The sequence below is a fragment of the Gordonia sp. DT218 genome (genome assembly GCF_049847105.1).
In the GTDB taxonomy this organism is placed as follows: domain Bacteria; phylum Actinomycetota; class Actinomycetes; order Mycobacteriales; family Mycobacteriaceae; genus Gordonia.
In genome coordinates this window covers 65,243-81,613 of record NZ_JBNCNS010000007.1, presented here as the reverse complement: position 1 = coordinate 81,613, position 16,371 = coordinate 65,243, and the positions used below count along the sequence as shown (strand labels likewise).

At 65.7% G+C, this 16,371-nt stretch carries 17 protein-coding genes; 13 read left to right on the top strand and 4 right to left on the bottom strand.

From position 1 onward, the window contains the following. Positions 1-170: 170 nt before the first annotated feature. Positions 171-1,133 (bottom strand): TIGR03557 family F420-dependent LLM class oxidoreductase, encoded by a 963-nt coding sequence (locus ACPXCG_RS21920; RefSeq protein WP_425794523.1) that lies wholly within the window; start codon positions 1,131-1,133, stop codon positions 171-173. Positions 1,134-1,264: 131 nt separating this feature from the next. Here ACPXCG_RS21920 and ACPXCG_RS21915 point away from each other — a divergent pair, with 131 nt between their 5' ends. From ACPXCG_RS21915 to ACPXCG_RS21890, 6 genes are all read left to right on the top strand, one after another. Next, positions 1,265-1,951 (top strand): HAD family hydrolase, encoded by a 687-nt coding sequence (locus ACPXCG_RS21915; RefSeq protein WP_425794375.1) that lies wholly within the window; start codon positions 1,265-1,267, stop codon positions 1,949-1,951. 111 nt (positions 1,952-2,062) lie between these two features. Beyond that, a complete protein-coding gene (locus ACPXCG_RS21910) occupies positions 2,063-2,512 on the top strand; it encodes a helix-turn-helix transcriptional regulator (RefSeq protein ID WP_425794374.1) in 450 nt (149 codons plus the stop codon). 5 nt (positions 2,513-2,517) lie between these two features. Then, a complete protein-coding gene (locus ACPXCG_RS21905) occupies positions 2,518-2,928 on the top strand; it encodes a VOC family protein (RefSeq protein WP_425794373.1) in 411 nt (136 codons plus the stop codon). Positions 2,929-3,090: 162 nt separating this feature from the next. Next, complete coding sequence (locus tag ACPXCG_RS21900) at positions 3,091-5,487, top strand: ATP-binding cassette domain-containing protein (protein ID WP_425794372.1); 2,397 nt, start codon at positions 3,091-3,093, stop codon at positions 5,485-5,487. A 145-nt stretch (positions 5,488-5,632) separates the two neighbouring features. After that, positions 5,633-7,051 (top strand): cytochrome P450, encoded by a 1,419-nt coding sequence (locus tag ACPXCG_RS21895; RefSeq protein ID WP_425794371.1) that lies wholly within the window; start codon positions 5,633-5,635, stop codon positions 7,049-7,051. A gap of 31 nt (positions 7,052-7,082) precedes the next feature. Continuing rightward, complete coding sequence (locus ACPXCG_RS21890) at positions 7,083-8,360, top strand: acyl-CoA dehydrogenase family protein (protein ID WP_425794370.1); 1,278 nt, start codon at positions 7,083-7,085, stop codon at positions 8,358-8,360. Between the two features lie 255 nt (positions 8,361-8,615). Here ACPXCG_RS21890 and ACPXCG_RS21885 read toward each other — a convergent pair whose 3' ends face one another. Continuing rightward, positions 8,616-9,200, bottom strand: coding sequence for a universal stress protein (locus tag ACPXCG_RS21885; protein ID WP_425794369.1), 585 nt, complete (start codon positions 9,198-9,200; stop codon positions 8,616-8,618). Between the two features lie 171 nt (positions 9,201-9,371). Here ACPXCG_RS21885 and ACPXCG_RS21880 point away from each other — a divergent pair, with 171 nt between their 5' ends. The 4 genes from ACPXCG_RS21880 (at position 9,372) to ACPXCG_RS21865 (ending at position 12,464) form a co-directional block, all read left to right on the top strand. Further along, positions 9,372-10,532: a sensor histidine kinase gene (locus ACPXCG_RS21880; RefSeq protein WP_425794367.1), complete on the top strand. Its 1,161-nt coding sequence runs from the start codon at positions 9,372-9,374 to the stop codon at positions 10,530-10,532. Continuing rightward, on the top strand, positions 10,532-11,224 hold the full coding sequence (locus tag ACPXCG_RS21875) for a response regulator (RefSeq protein ID WP_425794366.1): 693 nt from the start codon (positions 10,532-10,534) through the stop codon (positions 11,222-11,224). Before ACPXCG_RS21880 ends, ACPXCG_RS21875 begins: the two co-directional genes overlap by 1 nt. Positions 11,225-11,617: 393 nt before the next feature. Then, complete coding sequence (locus ACPXCG_RS21870; protein WP_425794365.1) at positions 11,618-11,980, top strand: hypothetical protein; 363 nt, start codon at positions 11,618-11,620, stop codon at positions 11,978-11,980. A 13-nt stretch (positions 11,981-11,993) separates the two neighbouring features. Beyond that, the gene (locus ACPXCG_RS21865) at positions 11,994-12,464 is read left to right on the top strand and encodes a MaoC family dehydratase (RefSeq protein ID WP_425794364.1); all 471 of its coding nucleotides are present in this window, start codon (positions 11,994-11,996) and stop codon (positions 12,462-12,464) included. Here the strand turns inward: ACPXCG_RS21865 and ACPXCG_RS21860 are convergent. After that, positions 12,449-13,288 (bottom strand): alpha/beta fold hydrolase, encoded by an 840-nt coding sequence (locus tag ACPXCG_RS21860; protein WP_425794363.1) that lies wholly within the window; start codon positions 13,286-13,288, stop codon positions 12,449-12,451. The genes ACPXCG_RS21865 and ACPXCG_RS21860 overlap by 16 nt on opposite strands. Positions 13,289-13,357: 69 nt before the next feature. On the opposite strand from ACPXCG_RS21860, the gene ACPXCG_RS21855 reads away from it, so the two are divergent. Next, positions 13,358-13,996, top strand: a complete 639-nt coding sequence (locus ACPXCG_RS21855; RefSeq protein ID WP_425794362.1) for a TetR/AcrR family transcriptional regulator — start codon at positions 13,358-13,360, stop codon at positions 13,994-13,996. On the opposite strand, the gene ACPXCG_RS21850 is transcribed toward ACPXCG_RS21855, so the two are convergent. After that, entirely contained in the window at positions 13,990-14,448 is a 459-nt protein-coding gene (locus ACPXCG_RS21850; protein WP_425794360.1) for an SRPBCC family protein, read from the bottom strand. The two genes, ACPXCG_RS21855 and ACPXCG_RS21850, sit on opposite strands and share 7 nt — an antisense overlap. A gap of 95 nt (positions 14,449-14,543) precedes the next feature. On the opposite strand from ACPXCG_RS21850, the gene ACPXCG_RS21845 reads away from it, so the two are divergent. Further along, positions 14,544-15,305, top strand: coding sequence for an IclR family transcriptional regulator (locus ACPXCG_RS21845; RefSeq protein ID WP_425794358.1), 762 nt, complete (start codon positions 14,544-14,546; stop codon positions 15,303-15,305). 99 nt (positions 15,306-15,404) lie between these two features. Beyond that, positions 15,405-16,358, top strand: coding sequence for a PDR/VanB family oxidoreductase (locus ACPXCG_RS21840; protein WP_425794356.1), 954 nt, complete (start codon positions 15,405-15,407; stop codon positions 16,356-16,358). The last annotated feature ends 13 nt before the right edge of the window (positions 16,359-16,371 follow it).

Here is a 16,371-nt window from a genome sequence, read left to right as displayed (position 1 = left end):
TGGCACCCGAACTGCTTCAGGTCCTGCGGTGAGCCTACGCCAGCTCCGCGTCAGGCGAAGCCGAATCGCGCCGTCTACGTCGTGACGGAAAGTATAAGTCATTGTTGCACAGCACTATTCGAGAAGTAGGAATCAGGCGACCATCTTGGGGCCGCCATCACCGCGGGTTTCTACCCGGCGGCGGTGCGGAGCTTCTCGAGCAGGGGGCCAGCTGCCTGCGCCAGGAACGCGTCCTGCGACTCTCCACCGATCTGGATGAGTGCGATATCGGTGAAACCGGCTTCCCAATACGGCCGGACGGCGTCGACGATCGCATCGAGATCGGGCCCGCACGGGATCGCATCCGCAACGTTCTCAGGGGTCACGAATTGCGTTGCCGCAGCGAATCCGGCAGTGGTGGGAAGATCGGCGTTGACCTCCCAGCCGCCACTGAACCATCTGAACTGGTCGTGGGCGCGGGTGACCGCAGCATCACGGTCGGGGTCCCAGCAGATGGGGATCTGCCCGATCGCCCGGCTGTCCACACCGATTGTGTCGGTGGATCCGTATCCGTTCCATTGCTCGACGATGCCGGCGTCGGGTTCGACGGCGATAAGATGGTCGGCCAGCGGGCGGAACTCGCCGATTCCACGTTCCCCGGACACGGCGACGCCGATCGGCACCCGGTCGTCCGGAAGATCCCAGATCCTCGCCGAATCGACCTGGAAATGCTCTCCACGAAAATCCACGAGTCCGCCGTCATGCAGGTCCCGAATGATCTCAAGGGCCTCGACCAGCATGGATTGTCGATCGACGATGCCCGGCCACCCCATGCCGACGACGTGTTCGTTCAGGTTTTCCCCGCTTCCGAGCCCCAGGGTGAAGCGTCCGTCGGCGAGAATCTGCAGAGTGGCGGACTTCTGCGCGATGATCGCCGGGTGATAGCGGATGGTCGGGCACGTCACGTAGGTCATCAATCCGACTCTCTCGGTCGCGTGGGCGACCGCGCCGAGCACACTCCACGCGTACGGCGCGTGGCCCTGAGACGACAACCAGGGAAAGAAGTGATCGCTCGACACCTCAAAATCGAATCCGACGCGCTCCGCGTCGATCGCGTACCGAACGAGGTCCTTGGGTCCTGCCTGCTCGGTCATCAAGGTGTATCCGAATTGTGTTGCCGAAGGCGTAGCGGTCACGGTCTCGCTCCTTTGCTTGGGCGGTTGTCCGAGATTCCTGAGACGCTGGACGACGAGTACGTGATCGGCGGCCAAACCAGGAGGCTCACATGGACGGTTCGGACACTGCTTCACCGATCGGCACCGGTGCCGCTGTCGACACCGTGCTACTCGATGTCGACGGTACCCTCGTCGATTCGACATATCTGCATGCTCTGGCATGGATGCGGGCCTTCGCCGCCCACGACCTCGTGCCGCCCTGGTGGCGGGTGCATCGCACCATCGGCATGGGAGGCGACCTCCTGGTTGGGGAGGTCTGCGGTGACGATGTGGAGCGCCGCCTCGGCAGCGCTCTGCGCGCGGAATGGGCGGACAGATACCGCGAGTTGCTGCCCGAGGTCCGGCCACTTCCGGGTGCCCGACAACTGGTCCACGCGCTCACCGACCGTGGCCTCAAGGTGGCCTTGGCCTCATCGGGCGCCGCCGAGTTCACCGATGCCGCGATCGATTCCCTTGGGATGACCCGCGGCGAATTCGCGGCGGTGACGTCGGCCGAGGACGTGGACAACTCGAAGCCCGAGCCCGACATCCTCGCCACCGCACTCGAACTCGCGGACGGGCGTCACGCAGTGGTCGTGGGGGACACGATCTGGGACATCGAGTCGGCGCGTCGTCTGCAGGCGGCTTGCGTGGCGGTCCGCACCGGGGGGTTCTCCGAGTCAGAGCTGGCCGATGCCGGCGCGACGCTGGTCGTCGATTCGATTCATACCCTCGCTGAACAGGGTTGGATACCTTGACAACTCGCATCGACCCCACAGCCGATCTCGCGACTCGGGCGATCGTCCGCGGCACCTCATGCAGACCGAGTGTGCTGGGCATTCGCACTCCGACGTGGCACGATCGTATACGTGACCAGCACGTCTTCTGACGATCAGCGCCTACGTGACCTCGCCCGACTCCGCCGGGTCCGGGATCGCATCGATCGGGAGTATGCGCAGCCGCTGGACGTGGAGTCCCTTGCCCGCGGAGCGCATATGTCCGCCGGTCACCTCAGCCGCGAGTTCCGCCGGGTGTACGGGGAGTCGCCCTATTCGTATCTGATGACCCGCCGGATCGAGCGTGCGATGGCGCTGCTGCGCCGAGGCGACCTCAGTGTCACCGAGATCTGTTTCGCGGTCGGATGTTCGTCCCTCGGTACCTTCAGTACGCGGTTCACCGAACTGGTGGGGATGTCGCCGAGCGCTTACAAGCGTCACGACGGCGACATCACCGACGGCATACCGGCGTGCCTGGCGAAACAGGTCACGAGACCGATCAGGAATCGAGAAGCACAGGCCACCGAGTCGCGCTTACGGTGATCTCCATGAACATCACCATTCAGTACACCTTCCTGCCGCAGACCGATCCGGACGCGACGTTGGCCTTCTATCGGGACGTCCTCGGCTTCGAACTCCGTAAGGATGTCGGTTACGAGGGGATGCGGTGGCTCACCGTCGGGCCTCCGAATCAGCCGGGCACGTCGATCGTGCTCCATCCGCCTGCCGCGGATCCGGGCATCAGCGACGAGGAGCGTCGGACGATCCTGGAACTGATCGCCAAGGGCAGCTACGGCGCGATCACGTTGGCCACCGACGACCTCGACGGGCTGTTCGAGCGACTCGAGGCCAGCGGCGCCGAGGTCCTCCAGGAACCGACGGATCAGCCATATGGTGTGCGCGACTGCGCATTCCGAGATCCGTCCGGTAATCTGATCAGGATCAACCAACTCAGCTGATCGGCGGGAATCCTATGTGCAGGTTCCGCGAGGGACGCCTGACCGACGACGAGTTCGGGACACTCGTCCCGACATATCCGACAAATCCGTCTGGCATGGTTGGATCGACGCCGAGCCCGTCACCCGGAGATGTGCAGACCGCAGCGACCAGATGGAGGCACGATGAGCACGGCCACGAAGGCGAAGAACAGGTCGCCTGAGGAACATGTCGCCGACACCCACGACCTGATCCGGGTGCACGGCGCGCGTGAGAACAACCTCAAAGATGTCAGTCTCGACATCCCCAAGCGCAGGCTCACCGTGTTCACCGGAGTGTCCGGTTCGGGGAAGAGTTCGTTGGTGTTCAGTACGATCGCCGCCGAGTCACAGCGGATGATCAACGAGACCTACAGCGCGTTCGTGCAGGGGTTCATGCCGAACCTCGGCCGTCCCGATGTCGACGTCCTCGAGGGATTGACGACGGCGATCATCGTCGACCAGGAGCGGATGGGCGCCAATCCGCGCTCCACGGTCGGTACCGCCACCGATGCCAACGCGATGTTGCGCATCCTGTTCAGCAGGCTCGGCAAGCCGTACATCGGTTCGCCGCAGGCATTCTCGTTCAACGTGGCGTCCATCAGCGGTGCGGGCGCGGTGAGTATCGAGAAGGCCGGTCGTACGGTCAAGGAGCGCCGCAGCTTCTCGATCACCGGCGGCATGTGCCCGCGATGCGAGGGCCGCGGTGCGGTCTCCGACTTCGACCTGACGGCGCTCTACGACGAGTCCAAGTCGCTCAACGAGGGCGCCCTCACCATCCCCGGCTACAGCATGGAGGGCTGGTATGGCCGGATCTACCGGGGGTGCGGATGGTTCGATCCCGACAAGCCGATCAAGAAGTTCACCAAGCGTGAACTCGATGATCTGCTCTACAAGGAGTCGACGAAGATCAAGGTCGAGGGCATCAACCTGACCTACCTGGGCCTCATCCCGCAGATCCAGAAGTCGTTCCTGTCCAAGGATCGCGAGGCGATGCAACCGCACATCCGGGCCTTCGTGGATCGCGCGATCACGTTCACGACCTGTCCTGAGTGCGACGGCACACGCCTCGCAGAGAGCGCACGGTCGTCGAAGATCAAGGGCAAGAACATCGCCGACCTCTGCGCGATGCAGATCAGCGACCTCGCCGACTGGGTCCGAGACCTCGACGAGCCATCGGTGGGACCGTTGCTGACCAGTCTGCGGGAGACCCTCGACTCGTTCGTGGACATCGGGCTCGGCTACCTGTCCCTCGAGCGTCCGGCCGGCACCCTGTCCGGCGGCGAAGCCCAACGCACGAAGCTGATACGACACCTCGGTTCGTCGCTCACCGACGTCACGTATGTGTTCGACGAGCCCACGATCGGCCTTCACCCGCATGACATCGACCGGATGAACGACCTGCTGCGGCAACTCCGGGACAAGGGCAACACCGTACTGGTCGTCGAGCACAAACCGGAGGTGATCACCATTGCCGATCACGTCGTCGATCTCGGCCCTCGGGCCGGCCGGGACGGCGGCGAGGTGGTCTTCGAGGGCACCGTGGTGGACCTGCGGAAGAGCGACACACTCACCGGCAGACATCTCGACGATCGGGCCACGCTGAAGGAGTCCGTGCGTACCTCGACCGGAGCCATGGAGATCCGCGCGGCGTCGACCCACAATCTGCAGGACGTGGACGTCGACATCCCCCTCGGCGTACTCGTCGTGGTAACCGGCGTCGCCGGCTCGGGGAAGAGTTCCCTGATCGACGGCTCGGTGGCGAAACGCGACGACGTCGTGTCGATCGACCAGGCGGCCATCAAAGGCTCGCGCCGCAGCAACCCCGCCACCTACACGGGTCTGCTCGATCCGATCCGGAAGGCCTTCGCCAAGGCGAATGGCGTGAAACCTGCACTGTTCAGCGCAAATTCGGAAGGGGCATGCCCCAACTGCAAAGGGGCGGGGGTCATCTACTCCGATCTCGCGATGATGGCCGGTGTCGCCACCCCGTGTGAGGTCTGCGAGGGCAAGCGCTTTTCCGCAGATGTGCTCGAGTACACCTTCGGCGGTCGGGACATCAGTGACGTCCTCACGATGTCGGTGGCCCAGGCCGAGGAGTTCTTCGGTTCCGGTGACGGGAGAATTCCTGCGGCGCACAAGATCCTGGTCAGGCTGCGGGACGTGGGGCTCGGCTATCTCACCATCGGCCAGCCGCTGACCACATTGTCCGGCGGTGAACGTCAACGGCTGAAGCTCGCATCGCAGATGGGGGACAAGGGCGACGTCTACGTGCTCGACGAGCCGACCACCGGACTTCACCTCGCCGACGTCGAGCAATTGCTGGAGCTTCTCGACCGGCTGGTCGACTCCGGGAAGTCCGTCATCGTGATCGAGCACCACCAGGCCGTGATGGCACACGCCGACTGGATCATCGACCTGGGTCCCGGCGCCGGGCACGATGGCGGGCGCGTCGTGTTCGAGGGGACACCGACCGACCTCGTGGGCGATCGGTCGACACTCACCGGCCGCCATCTCGCCGACTATGTGGGGGCGCCTTCCTGATCCGACGGACCGAAACGAGATTTCCGGGGACATGGGGGCCGGGCGGACCTAGACTCCGGTTGGAACAGATGCAAGAATCCGTTCCAAGAGTGCACGGGCAGCCCATCGTCCGTGTCGACGTCGATCAGACGAGGAGTGGACGTCGGTGCAATCCGCGAAGAAGAGTTTCCAGGCCGGCCTCGGCGCGCTGTCCAAGGCGTACCCGAGCACACCCAGAGCGCTGGCCGAGCCACCCGCCGGGTCGGACCTGAAGCCTGTGATGGGCGACGCCGGGATGCCGTTCCTGGGCAACACCCTGGAAGCGCTCGCCGACCCGCTGGGCAGTGCGATGGCCCGCTACGACAGGTTCGGCCCGGTCTCCTGGTCGGGTTCATTGAACATGAACATCGTCACGCTGGTCGGGCCGGAGGCGATCGAATGCGCCTGGATGAACCGGCAGAAGGCCTTCTCCAGCGAAGAGGGCTGGGAACCCATGATCGGCCCGTTCTTCCGCCGGGGCATCATGCTGATGGATTTCGACGAGCACATGCATCACCGCCGAATCCTGCAGCAGGCGTTCACGCGTCCGCGGCTCAACGGCTACCTCGACATCATGACGCCCCACATCGAGAAGACGCTGTCCAACTGGCAGGTCGGCACGGGCTTCCCGATGTACTCCCGCACCAAGGACCTGACCTTGTCGCTCGCCACCGAGGTCTTCGTCGGTGCGTCGCTCACCGAGGGCGAGGCGCACCGACTCGAGAGTGCGTTCGAGGCGGCCGTCCGCGGCGGGCAGGCACTCGTGCGTGCCGACGTGCGGGACTGGACCTGGGCGCGGGGTCTGCGCGGGCGCGAGGACCTGCAGCACTACTTCCGATCGGAGATTGCCGCTCGGCGGGCCGGCGACGGCGACGACCTGTTCAGCGTCCTCTGCCACAGCGAGGACGAGGACGGTAACACCTTCAGCGACGAGGACGTCGTCAATCACATGATCTTCGTGATGATGGCCGCGCATGACACCAGCACCATCGCGTTTTCGATGCTCACGTACTTCCTCGGTCGGTACCCGCAATGGCAGGACAGGCTCCGGGAGGAGTCCCTCGCGTTGGGGAAGTCGACGCTCGGCTACGACGACATCGATTCGTTGCCGAGCCTCGACCTCGCGTTCAAGGAGACGCTGCGGATCAATGCCCCGGTGGGCATGCTCTTCCGGAAGACCATCGCGGACACCGACATCCTCGGTCACTACGTACCCAAGGACACGCTCGTCGCCATCCACCCCTGGGCCTCGATGTTGCGTGAGGAATGGTGGCCGAACCCCACGCACTGGGACCCTGACCGGTTCTCACCTGATCGTCGTGAGGACAAGGTGCACCGTTTCGCGTGGGCGCCGTTCGGCGGGGGCGCACACAAGTGCATCGGCCTCTACTTCGGTGGGATGGAGGTCAAGTCGATCATGCACCAGATGCTGCAGCGTTTCGAATGGTCGGTGCCCGCCGACTATCGGCTCGACCTCACCTACGGAACGGGCCCGACACCCGCTGACGGCCTGCCGATCGACATGCGACGGCGCGTGAGTCCCTGACCCACCGCAGTCCATCCCGGAGGATTCACGCATGGATTTCGCGCTGCCCGAATCATTGACCGACTACCTGGCCGAACTCGATGCGTTCATCGACGACGAGATAGTCCCCTTGGAGCAGGCCGACGACAACGTCCGCTTCTTCGATCATCGACGTGAGGACTCCAGAACCGATTGGGAACGGGACGGACTCCCGAGCGCCGACTGGGAAGCGCTGCTCGGTGAAGTGCGTCGACGCGCCGACGCCGCGGGGCATTTTCGCTACCCGTTCCCCCCGGAGTTCGGCGGACGCGACGGTTCCAACCTGGCCATGGCCGTCATCCGGGAGCATCTCGCGGGCAAGGGGCTCGGCCTGCACTGCGACCTCCAGAACGAACACAGCATCGTGGGTAACAACATCGGCCTGCTGCTGATGCTGGAGTACGGCTCACCCGAGCAGCGCGCGGAGTGGGTGGAAGATCTGGCGGCCGGCCAGAAGTTCTTCGCTTTCGGCATCACCGAACCCGACCACGGTTCGGACGCCACGCACATGGAGACCACCGCGGTCCGCGACGGTGACACCTGGGTGATCCGCGGCGAGAAGACGTGGAACACCGGCATCCACGCCGCCCATCGGGACATCGTCTTCGCCCGCACCAGCGGCGACGCCGGCGACGCCCGTGGCATCACGGCATTTCTGGTGGATCCGAAGTCCGAGGGCTTCACGGTCGAGGAGTACCTGTGGACCTTCAACATGCCCACCGACCACGCACACATCAGCCTGCACGACGTCCGTGTGCCGCACTCGGCAGTCCTCGGCGAGGAGGGCCGCGGACTGCAGATCGTGCAGCACTTCTTCAACGAGAACCGGATTCGTCAAGCGGCCTCGAGCCTCGGCGCCGCGCAATATTGCATCAACCGGGCGGTCGCGTATGCCAACGAACGCTCGCCTTTCGGCCGGAAACTGTCCACGAACCAGGCGATCCAGTTTCCCCTCGTCGACCTCCACACGCGTGCTGCGATGCTTCGGGCCCTCGTTCGGGAAACGGCGTGGAAGATGGACACCCAGGGACCGTTCGCGGCCTCCCAGGAGGTCTCCATGTGCAACTATCAGGCCAACCGGTTGTGTTGCGACGCAGCAGATCAGGCCATGCAGACCTTCGGCGGACGTGGTTACTCACGCCATGAACCGTTCGAACACATCTACCGCCATCACCGCCGGTACCGCATCACCGAGGGGGCCGACGAGATCCAGATGCGCCGGGTCGCCGGATACCTGTTCGGTTTCATGTCGGCAGGCGCGCCCAAAGGGGTCGGCCCGACTCAGGCCTGACGCGACGAGGACGGAGTCTGCTCGCCCAGCTGTGAGCGCACCCAGGCGAGCGCGTGGTCGACGACCGCCTCCCATCCCGGCTCGGCGCACGTCCAGTGCGAGCGGCTGGCAGGTGACGGGTACAGGTCTGCAGGACTACATCATCGGCCGGCGCCTCGACCAGGCGCGCTACTCACTACTCGACAGCCACATCTGACGATCGCTGCGGTCGCCCGACGACACGGATCAACCGGTGAGCGGGTGGGTTCGGAACGTTCACGCACCGACGACCCGACCGATGGGGTTCGGTGCGAGCGTTCGCGCACGGCCGCGGACGCGCCGGGACCCCATCAATCGGAGGTGGGCATCTCCGGAGGTCACGAACAACGCGATGTCGTCCGGAAGCGCCCTCGCGATCCGACGTACTTGACCCGTCGGCTGCTCATCTCGCATTCCCACCACCAGGTGCGCCGCCCCGAACTCTCGTGCGGCCCGGGAGAGGACTCTGACCGGATCACCCTCGATCGCGACCGCGGTTTCCGGCTCCAGCGAATGTGCGTGCAGCGCTTCGACGCCGCGGCGGAGCTGTTCGTCGATGGACGCCCGATCCGATAGTAGATACGCCTCCGATTTCAGGGCGTCGTGCAGGAATGACGTCGATCGCGGCGGGCGGACCGGGTTGATCGCGCAGACCAGCGCTATGCGTACACCTGCGTCGGCCGCACGCAACACGGACTCCAATGCCCGGGCCGACACCGCGGAGCCGGTGTAGCCCACGACGATCCTGCCGCCGGCCGGCAGCCGGTCGATCGATGCTGCCGTGCGCGCCTGGTGCGGGTGGAAGATCTCAGATATGGTCACGGCTCTCACCTCTTGTCTTCACGGACCTGCTCTGACCTCTGTATTCGACGGTAGGGATTCGAGTCCGGGGGGTCCGCATGCCGCAGACGGACCTGTCCTCCATCCGTGGGTGGAGTCACGGTTCCAACCGGAGACAGATGACTGCACGGCCACGCGGCCTATCCTTTTGTTGTGTCGGTGACGTCAGTGGTCGCGGTGGTCCGCCGCCGCGTCGAACTCGCGGGTGATGGCTACCCGCCGCTCTATCCGGCCGTGACCCTCGCGGCCTCGGCCGGGCTGACCATCGGCGCAGTCGTTCAACGACTGCCACTGGAACCCCCGTGGTGGGCACTCCTCGGAGCCGCGATCGCCACACTGTCGCTGGTCGTGGACCTGTGGATCCCGAGCAAGGTGGTCTGCGCCGTCCTTGCTGCGGTTGCCGTCGCGGTGATGTTGATGGACCCGGTACCGGTGGACGTGGCCCCGCTGCTCCTCGCCCTGACGACCGCGATAGCCGCGGCCATGGAGTCGCTGCGCCGCGGACTGGCCGTGGCGGCACTGTCGGTGGCTGTCGTCCTGGTCGGCAGCCAGGCCGGGCACCTGCAGTCTCCGGCGGTCTATGTCCTCGCGATCCTGTGCGGATGGCTCGTCGGTTATATGATTCTTTATCAGAAGCTGCTGTCCCAGAATGAATTACGTGACCAGCGGGCCCGGTCGGAACAAGCCGCCAACGAGGAGCGCCGCCGGATCGCCCGCGAGGTCCACGACGTCATCGCGCATTCGCTGTCGATCACGATGTTGAACGTCACGGGCGCGCGCCGCGCGCTTCAGCAGGGTGCCGATGACGAGGCGCTCGAGGCACTCGAAGATGCCGAGCGACTCGGACGCCAGGCCATGACCGAGATTCGCTACATCGTGAAAGTCCTGGGTTCGTCGGACGATTCGGCGGCCCCGACGCCCAGTGCCCGCGACATCGATCGACTGGTCGACGATTACCGAAAGGCGGGCGTCGCAGTGAGCTTCGACGTGGACGTGGACCTCGAGGCGATCCCGGCTCCTCTCGGGGCGGCGCTCTATCGGATCACCCAGGAGTCTCTGACCAACGTGGTGAAGCATTCGCGCACCCCCACCGCGACAGTCACCTTGACCGCGGATGCGGACATCGTCCTGTGTGTCCGCAATCCGCATTCACCGGTGACGGGTCGCGCGTCATCGGACGGTTCGGGCATCGACGGCATGAAGCAGCGGGCGCAGTTGCTCGGCGGAGTCGTCGACGCCGGCGGTCACCAGAAGGCATGGGTGGTCCGTGCGGCGTTTCCCGGCGCCGCCGCCGCCGTCCGGCGGGCCGGCTGATGACGTCAACGCGATCGGTTCCGGTGAGCCCGTTCGGTATCCGCGTACTCCTCGTCGACGACCAGGAACTCGTGCGGACCGGACTGCGTCGTATCCTGCGGGCCCGCGACGGATTCGACATCGTCGGTGAATGCGGCGACGGCAACGAGGTGATCGAGAAGGTTGCCTCGTGCGCGCCGGACGTCATCCTGATGGATCTGCGGATGCGTCATGTCGACGGCATCACCGCCACCGCCACCGTGCGGACGCTACGCGAGCCTCCGCCGGTGCTCGTGTTGACCACCTTCGACGACGATGAACTGCTGTCGGGCGCTCTGCGCGCGGGTGCTGCCGGTTTCATCCTCAAGGATTCACCTGCCGAGGCGTTGATCTGGGCGGTGCGGGCGGTGGTCCGCGACGGCGCGTTTCTCGACCCGGCCGTGACCGAACGGGTGCTCCGCGGATTCCGTCGGGCGGTACCCGAGCCGCGTGAACCCGCCGACAGCGGATTGACCGACCGTGAACTCGATGTCCTGCGCCTGATGGCGCGCGGACTCACCAACGCCGAGATCGGCGCCCGTCTGTTCATCTCCGAGGTGACCGTGAAGAGCCACGTGAATCACATCTTCACCAAACTCGACCTGCGGGACCGGGCGGCGGCGATCATCTACGCCTTCGAGAACTCGCTTGTGACGCCCTTCGGCAACCAGTGACCGCGGCGGCGAGCGAGGCAGGCCGCCATGCCGACGCGATCATCGGAATGGGTCCGCTCCGCTAGCGGGGACCGACGAGTGGCAGGCAGAGCAGGGGACGGCCGTTCCCCGCCAGCGCACCCTCGCGTGGCATTTGGTGAGTCTTCGGATCCAGCTCGGCGCGGGTCTCGACGGATTCGAGACCCGCGCTCTGTGTTGCGAACCGAGGGTGCGACGTGCACGACGATCCGCGATGACCGGCCCGCGGCCGTCACCTTCGCCGATCTCGTCGAGTGGCCTGCCCCGGCGGGGCCCGGGCGACAGCACAGACGTCGAGCGTTCGTCTGTCCCGAGGATTGGCAAGCTGTCGTCGGTTCGCTAGCGTGAAGCATGGCAAGAGAGCTGGTAGAGGGCATGACCTTCACGACGCCGGACGTTGTCGTCGTCGACGGCGAGCTCTTGGCCGGCTTCGCCGACGCCCTCGGCTCGGACTCGGACGACTTCGGCTTACCGGTGGTGTTCCGTGTCACGACCGAGTTGGCCCATCAGGCAATGCATTCCGGGACCGTGCCCAGTGACGGCATCGTCCACACATCCGAATCACTACTGCTGCGCCGCGAGCCCCGGCTCGGTGACCACCTGAGCGGGCTGTTGACGGTGGAGGAAATCCATCGACGTGGGGGCGCCACGCAGCTCCTCGTCCGCAGCGACATCGTGGCGGCCGGGGAGAGCTCACCGATCGCGGTGACGACGTCCACCCTCACCTTCAGAAGTTAGGCGGCGATCTACGATGCCGCAGGTTCCCACGCCCGTCGAGCCGGTGGTGCCCGGTCAGCAACTCTGGGACGTGACCGAGGAGATCACCAGGGACCGCGTCCGCCGCTACGCGCGAGTGTCCGGAGACAACAACGCCATTCACATCGACGCCGACGCCGCCGAGGCGGCGGGTTTGTCCGCGCCGGTGGCACACGGCCTGCTCATACTGGGAATCGTGGTCCGCCATGCCGACGATTGGGTGCGCAACCGCGGCGGCCGGATCACGGGCTGCGACACGCGATTCGTCCGTCCGGTGTACCTCGTCGACCACTCGGTCACGCTCTTCGTGACCGCGCACCTCGTCGGGACCGGCCACATCGCCGCCACCGCATCCGTCCTGTCCGACGACGGATCGACACACCGAGCGATCCTCCGCCCGATCCGGATCTCGTACTCGGACGGTCGCCCGGACGATGTCGGAGCGACCGATCACACCCGCCGCTGATCCGTGGTGAGGGTGGATCGGCTCCAGAAGTCGACGATTGCCGACGCCGTCGCCACGGGTTGTTCGAGCGCGGGTATCACTCGCGCGCCGTGCACTGTGACCTCTTGAGCGTCAGTCATTCTCGATGCCATCGCACCAGCCTCGGCCGGCGTCCACTCACCCCGGTCGTCGGTACTCACGAACAGTGTCGGACACGTGGTGCGCAATGCCGCCCATTCGAGATCGGTGCGATTCATGATCCCCGAGCGGATTGCCGCGATCATCGAACGACCGGATGTACGCAACGAATCGTTCAGGAGCCCGAGGGCTTCGGCATCGTGGGCGCGGGTGGCGTCGGTGAAGATCGCCGTCTCGATCGCGGCGCGCACGGGCCCCCGTGGGCCGACGAGGCGATAGAGCGGTAGCAGCATCCCGACCTGCCGGCGTAACGCGGGGTCGATGGGAAATGTCGGGGCACTGATCGCAACGAGGCTGCGGACCATCGAGGGCTGCGTGGCCGCGAGATGGAGACCGACGTGACCACCCCAGGCGCAGCCGACCCAGTCGACACCGGTTTGATCAAATCTCGTACACAGGTCCGTCACGAGTGCTGCGGCGGCATCCGCGCAGGCGGCGATGTCGACAGCGCGATCGAGTCGGTCGCTGCGCCCGGACGACGGCCCGTCGACGAGAACCAGCGTTCGGTGTTCGGCGAGCGTCGGTACCACCCGCTGCCACGATCGGGCGTCGACGAACATGCTGTGCCAGAGCACGGTCACCGGCCCTTCGCCGAAGATGGTGGCATGCAGCTGTCCGAGATCGGTTCTCACGGTGTGATCACGCATCAGGTCTCCTCGGTAGGGATTTCAATTCCCATTACACAGCGTAATCTCAATTATGTCTAGACTGTGTTCGTGGCACGCACCTACAACTCCGAGCTCCGTGCCCGACGCGCGCTGGAGAACCGTGGCCGGGCACTCGCGGCTGCCACCGAGATGTTCTGCGGCCGTGGCTGGGTCTCCACCACGATGGCCGACGTCGCCAGCGCCGCGGGCGTCACGCGGCAGACCGTCTATCAGCAGTTCCCCAACAAGTTGGCCCTGCTCGACGCGTGCATCGACCACGCGCTGTCCGCAGGAGAGGGGATCCCGGTCCGCGAGCTCGCGGAGTATCGGGCGATGGGGAACGGACGGCCCGACGAGCGTCTCGCCGCGGGCGCTCGATGGCTGTGTGCCGCGCACATCAGGTCGGCGGCCATTCAGAACGTGCTGGACGACGCTGCGGTGACCGATCCCGCTGCCGCGCAGCGTCTCCGAGTGCGTGAGGCCAACCGTTGGGACGAGGTGCAATGGGCACTGACCGTGATCACCGGTGAACGTCCCGACGACGTGATCGTCGACGCTGTCTGGTTGTTGGCTGCCCGACGCAATTGGCTCCGGCTGATCGGCGAACGCGGCTGGACGCCCGGACAATGGACCGAATGGTTCATCGACCACGCCCGGGTCGATTTGTCGGGTGGCGGGTCGACTGCCCCCGGTTCGTCGACTCAGTAGCCTCCGACTATCGACGCCGCCGAACGCAGATCGGCACGTAATGCGCACGGCGACAGTATTTTCAGTGCCAAGGTGGGCGGTAGCAGGATCAGTGGGACGGTGAGGTACGCGCGAGCTCGCACATCGGTGCGGCCATCCGGCAGCGCCTCGGCCGCAAGGCTCAGACTCGCGTCGACGAACCACCATCGACCGATCTCCCGCCAGCGCACGGGGTCCGCATACTCGGCGACCTCGAGAAGAGGCCGAACCCACGGCACGAAGGTGATGTCCGTCCACGACGTACCGGTGTCTCCGGGACGATTGCCCACCGGTGACAGATCCTCGATCCGACGCAGACTGGATTGCCAGTGCGGACGGTTCTCGGGATCGACCAGATAATCGAATGTCGTCGCCGGCGGCGCTGCGAAAGGCACCGTCACATCTGCTATCAACACGCGGCGGGTCGGTGACATCTGGGCTCCTGATCGGTCCCGCCAGTGTAGTAGGGGGGCGAGCGTGGTGCGCTCGATCCCACGACGCCGCCGGCCGCGCATGACAGGATCGAGCCATGTCGCGCGTGGCCACCGGAGAGTCCGTCATCGCCCGTGCCGTCCGCATCGTGGAGGCCTTCGGTCTCGATGAACCCTCGCTCACGATCGGCGAGATCGCGCGACGAGCGGAGCTGCACGTGGCGACCGCGTCACGCATGGTCGAGGAGCTGGTACGGGCCGGCTGGCTCGAGCGCTCCGGCCGGGAGGTCCGAATCGGGATACGGTTGTGGGAGTTGTCGACTCGCGCATCACCCGTGATGGGACTGCGCGCGGCCGCGTTGCCGTTCATGGAGGATCTCCACCAGGTCATCGGGAACGACACACAGCTGGCGGTTCTCGAAGGGACCGAGGTGTTGTTCCTGGAGCGCCTGTGGTCGCCGGGGCCGGTCGTGAACTACTCCCGGATCGCCGGCCGATTGCCGGTGCATGCGTCATCGTCGGGCCTCGTCTTGCTCGCGCATGCTGCGCCTGACATCCAGCAGTCGGTGATGGACACGCCCATGAAGGTGTACACCGACCAGACGATCCACTCAGCTGCGGAGCTGCGCACGATGCTCGCCCACATCCGCCGCGAGGGTTACGCACTCTGCGCAGGACACATCTACCCGGACACCACCGGCATCGCTGCGCCGGTCCGTGACGGTCGAGGCACCGTGGTCGCCGCCCTCGGGATCATCGCACCCAACGACACCTCTGCGTACAGCAAGATCCCGGCGGTCCAGGCGGCAGCGCGCGGGATATCGAGGGTGATGACCCACGTCCGTTCGCCTCACCAGTGATCCAGACCACGATTATTCTCTCACTCATTGAGAGAGCCCTGGGGCGGCACCAGACCAGAGCGCGACCCTTGATCCACGCGTCACATGAGGAGAGTGGACATGGTTCAGGAGGGACACCCGGCACACGTGTTGCGGGTCCGCACAAAAGAGGTCGTGGCAGATGGTGTCGTCGTCCTCACGCTCGAGCATCCCGACGGTCGACGACTTCCGGACTGGGCTCCGGGCGCCCACATCGACCTGACGTTGCCGGGCGGCCTCACCCGCCAATACTCACTCTGTGGGGATCGCTGGGACGCGCACACCTATCGGGTCGCGATCCGACGCGAGGCCAACGGCTCGGGCGGGTCGGCGTACATCCACGACACGCTGCAGGTGGGTGCACAGGTTCAGATCGGCGGACCACGCAACAACTTCGCGATGGCACCCGCAGCGCGCTATCTGTTCGTCGCGGGCGGGATCGGTATCACACCGATCGTCCCGATGATCGTGCAAGCCGAGATGCTGGGTGCGGCATGGCATCTGCTCTATCTGGGACGCAGCCGATCGGCGATGCCGTTCCTCGACGCTCTCGCCGTGCACGCGGAACGTGTCACGGTGTGTGCGCGTGACGAGAGCGCCAGGCTCGACGTGATCGGCCACCTGGGCGACCTGGAGGCCGGCACGCAGGTCTATGCGTGCGGCCCGCGGCCACTGCTGGACGACCTGGCGGCCTCGACGTCCCACTGGGCGCCCGGGCGGCTGCGCATCGAACGCTTCTCCGCGACGACGGTGGCGCCCGCACGTACCGCGCCATTTGAACTACACCTCGCGCGCTCGCGACGCACGGTGACGGTCCGGCCGGAGCGCAGCGTCCTCGACACACTCTCCGATGTCGGGATCACCGTTCTCTCGTCGTGCCGGGAGGGGCTTTGTGGCACATGCGAAACCGCCGTGATCGCCGGCGAACCGGACCATCGCGATTCTCTGCTCGACGATGACGAACGTGCGGTCGGCGACTGCATGTTCGTCTGCGTATCCCGCTCGCGTTCCGATCACCTGGTCATCGACCTGTGATCCCCACCCAAGG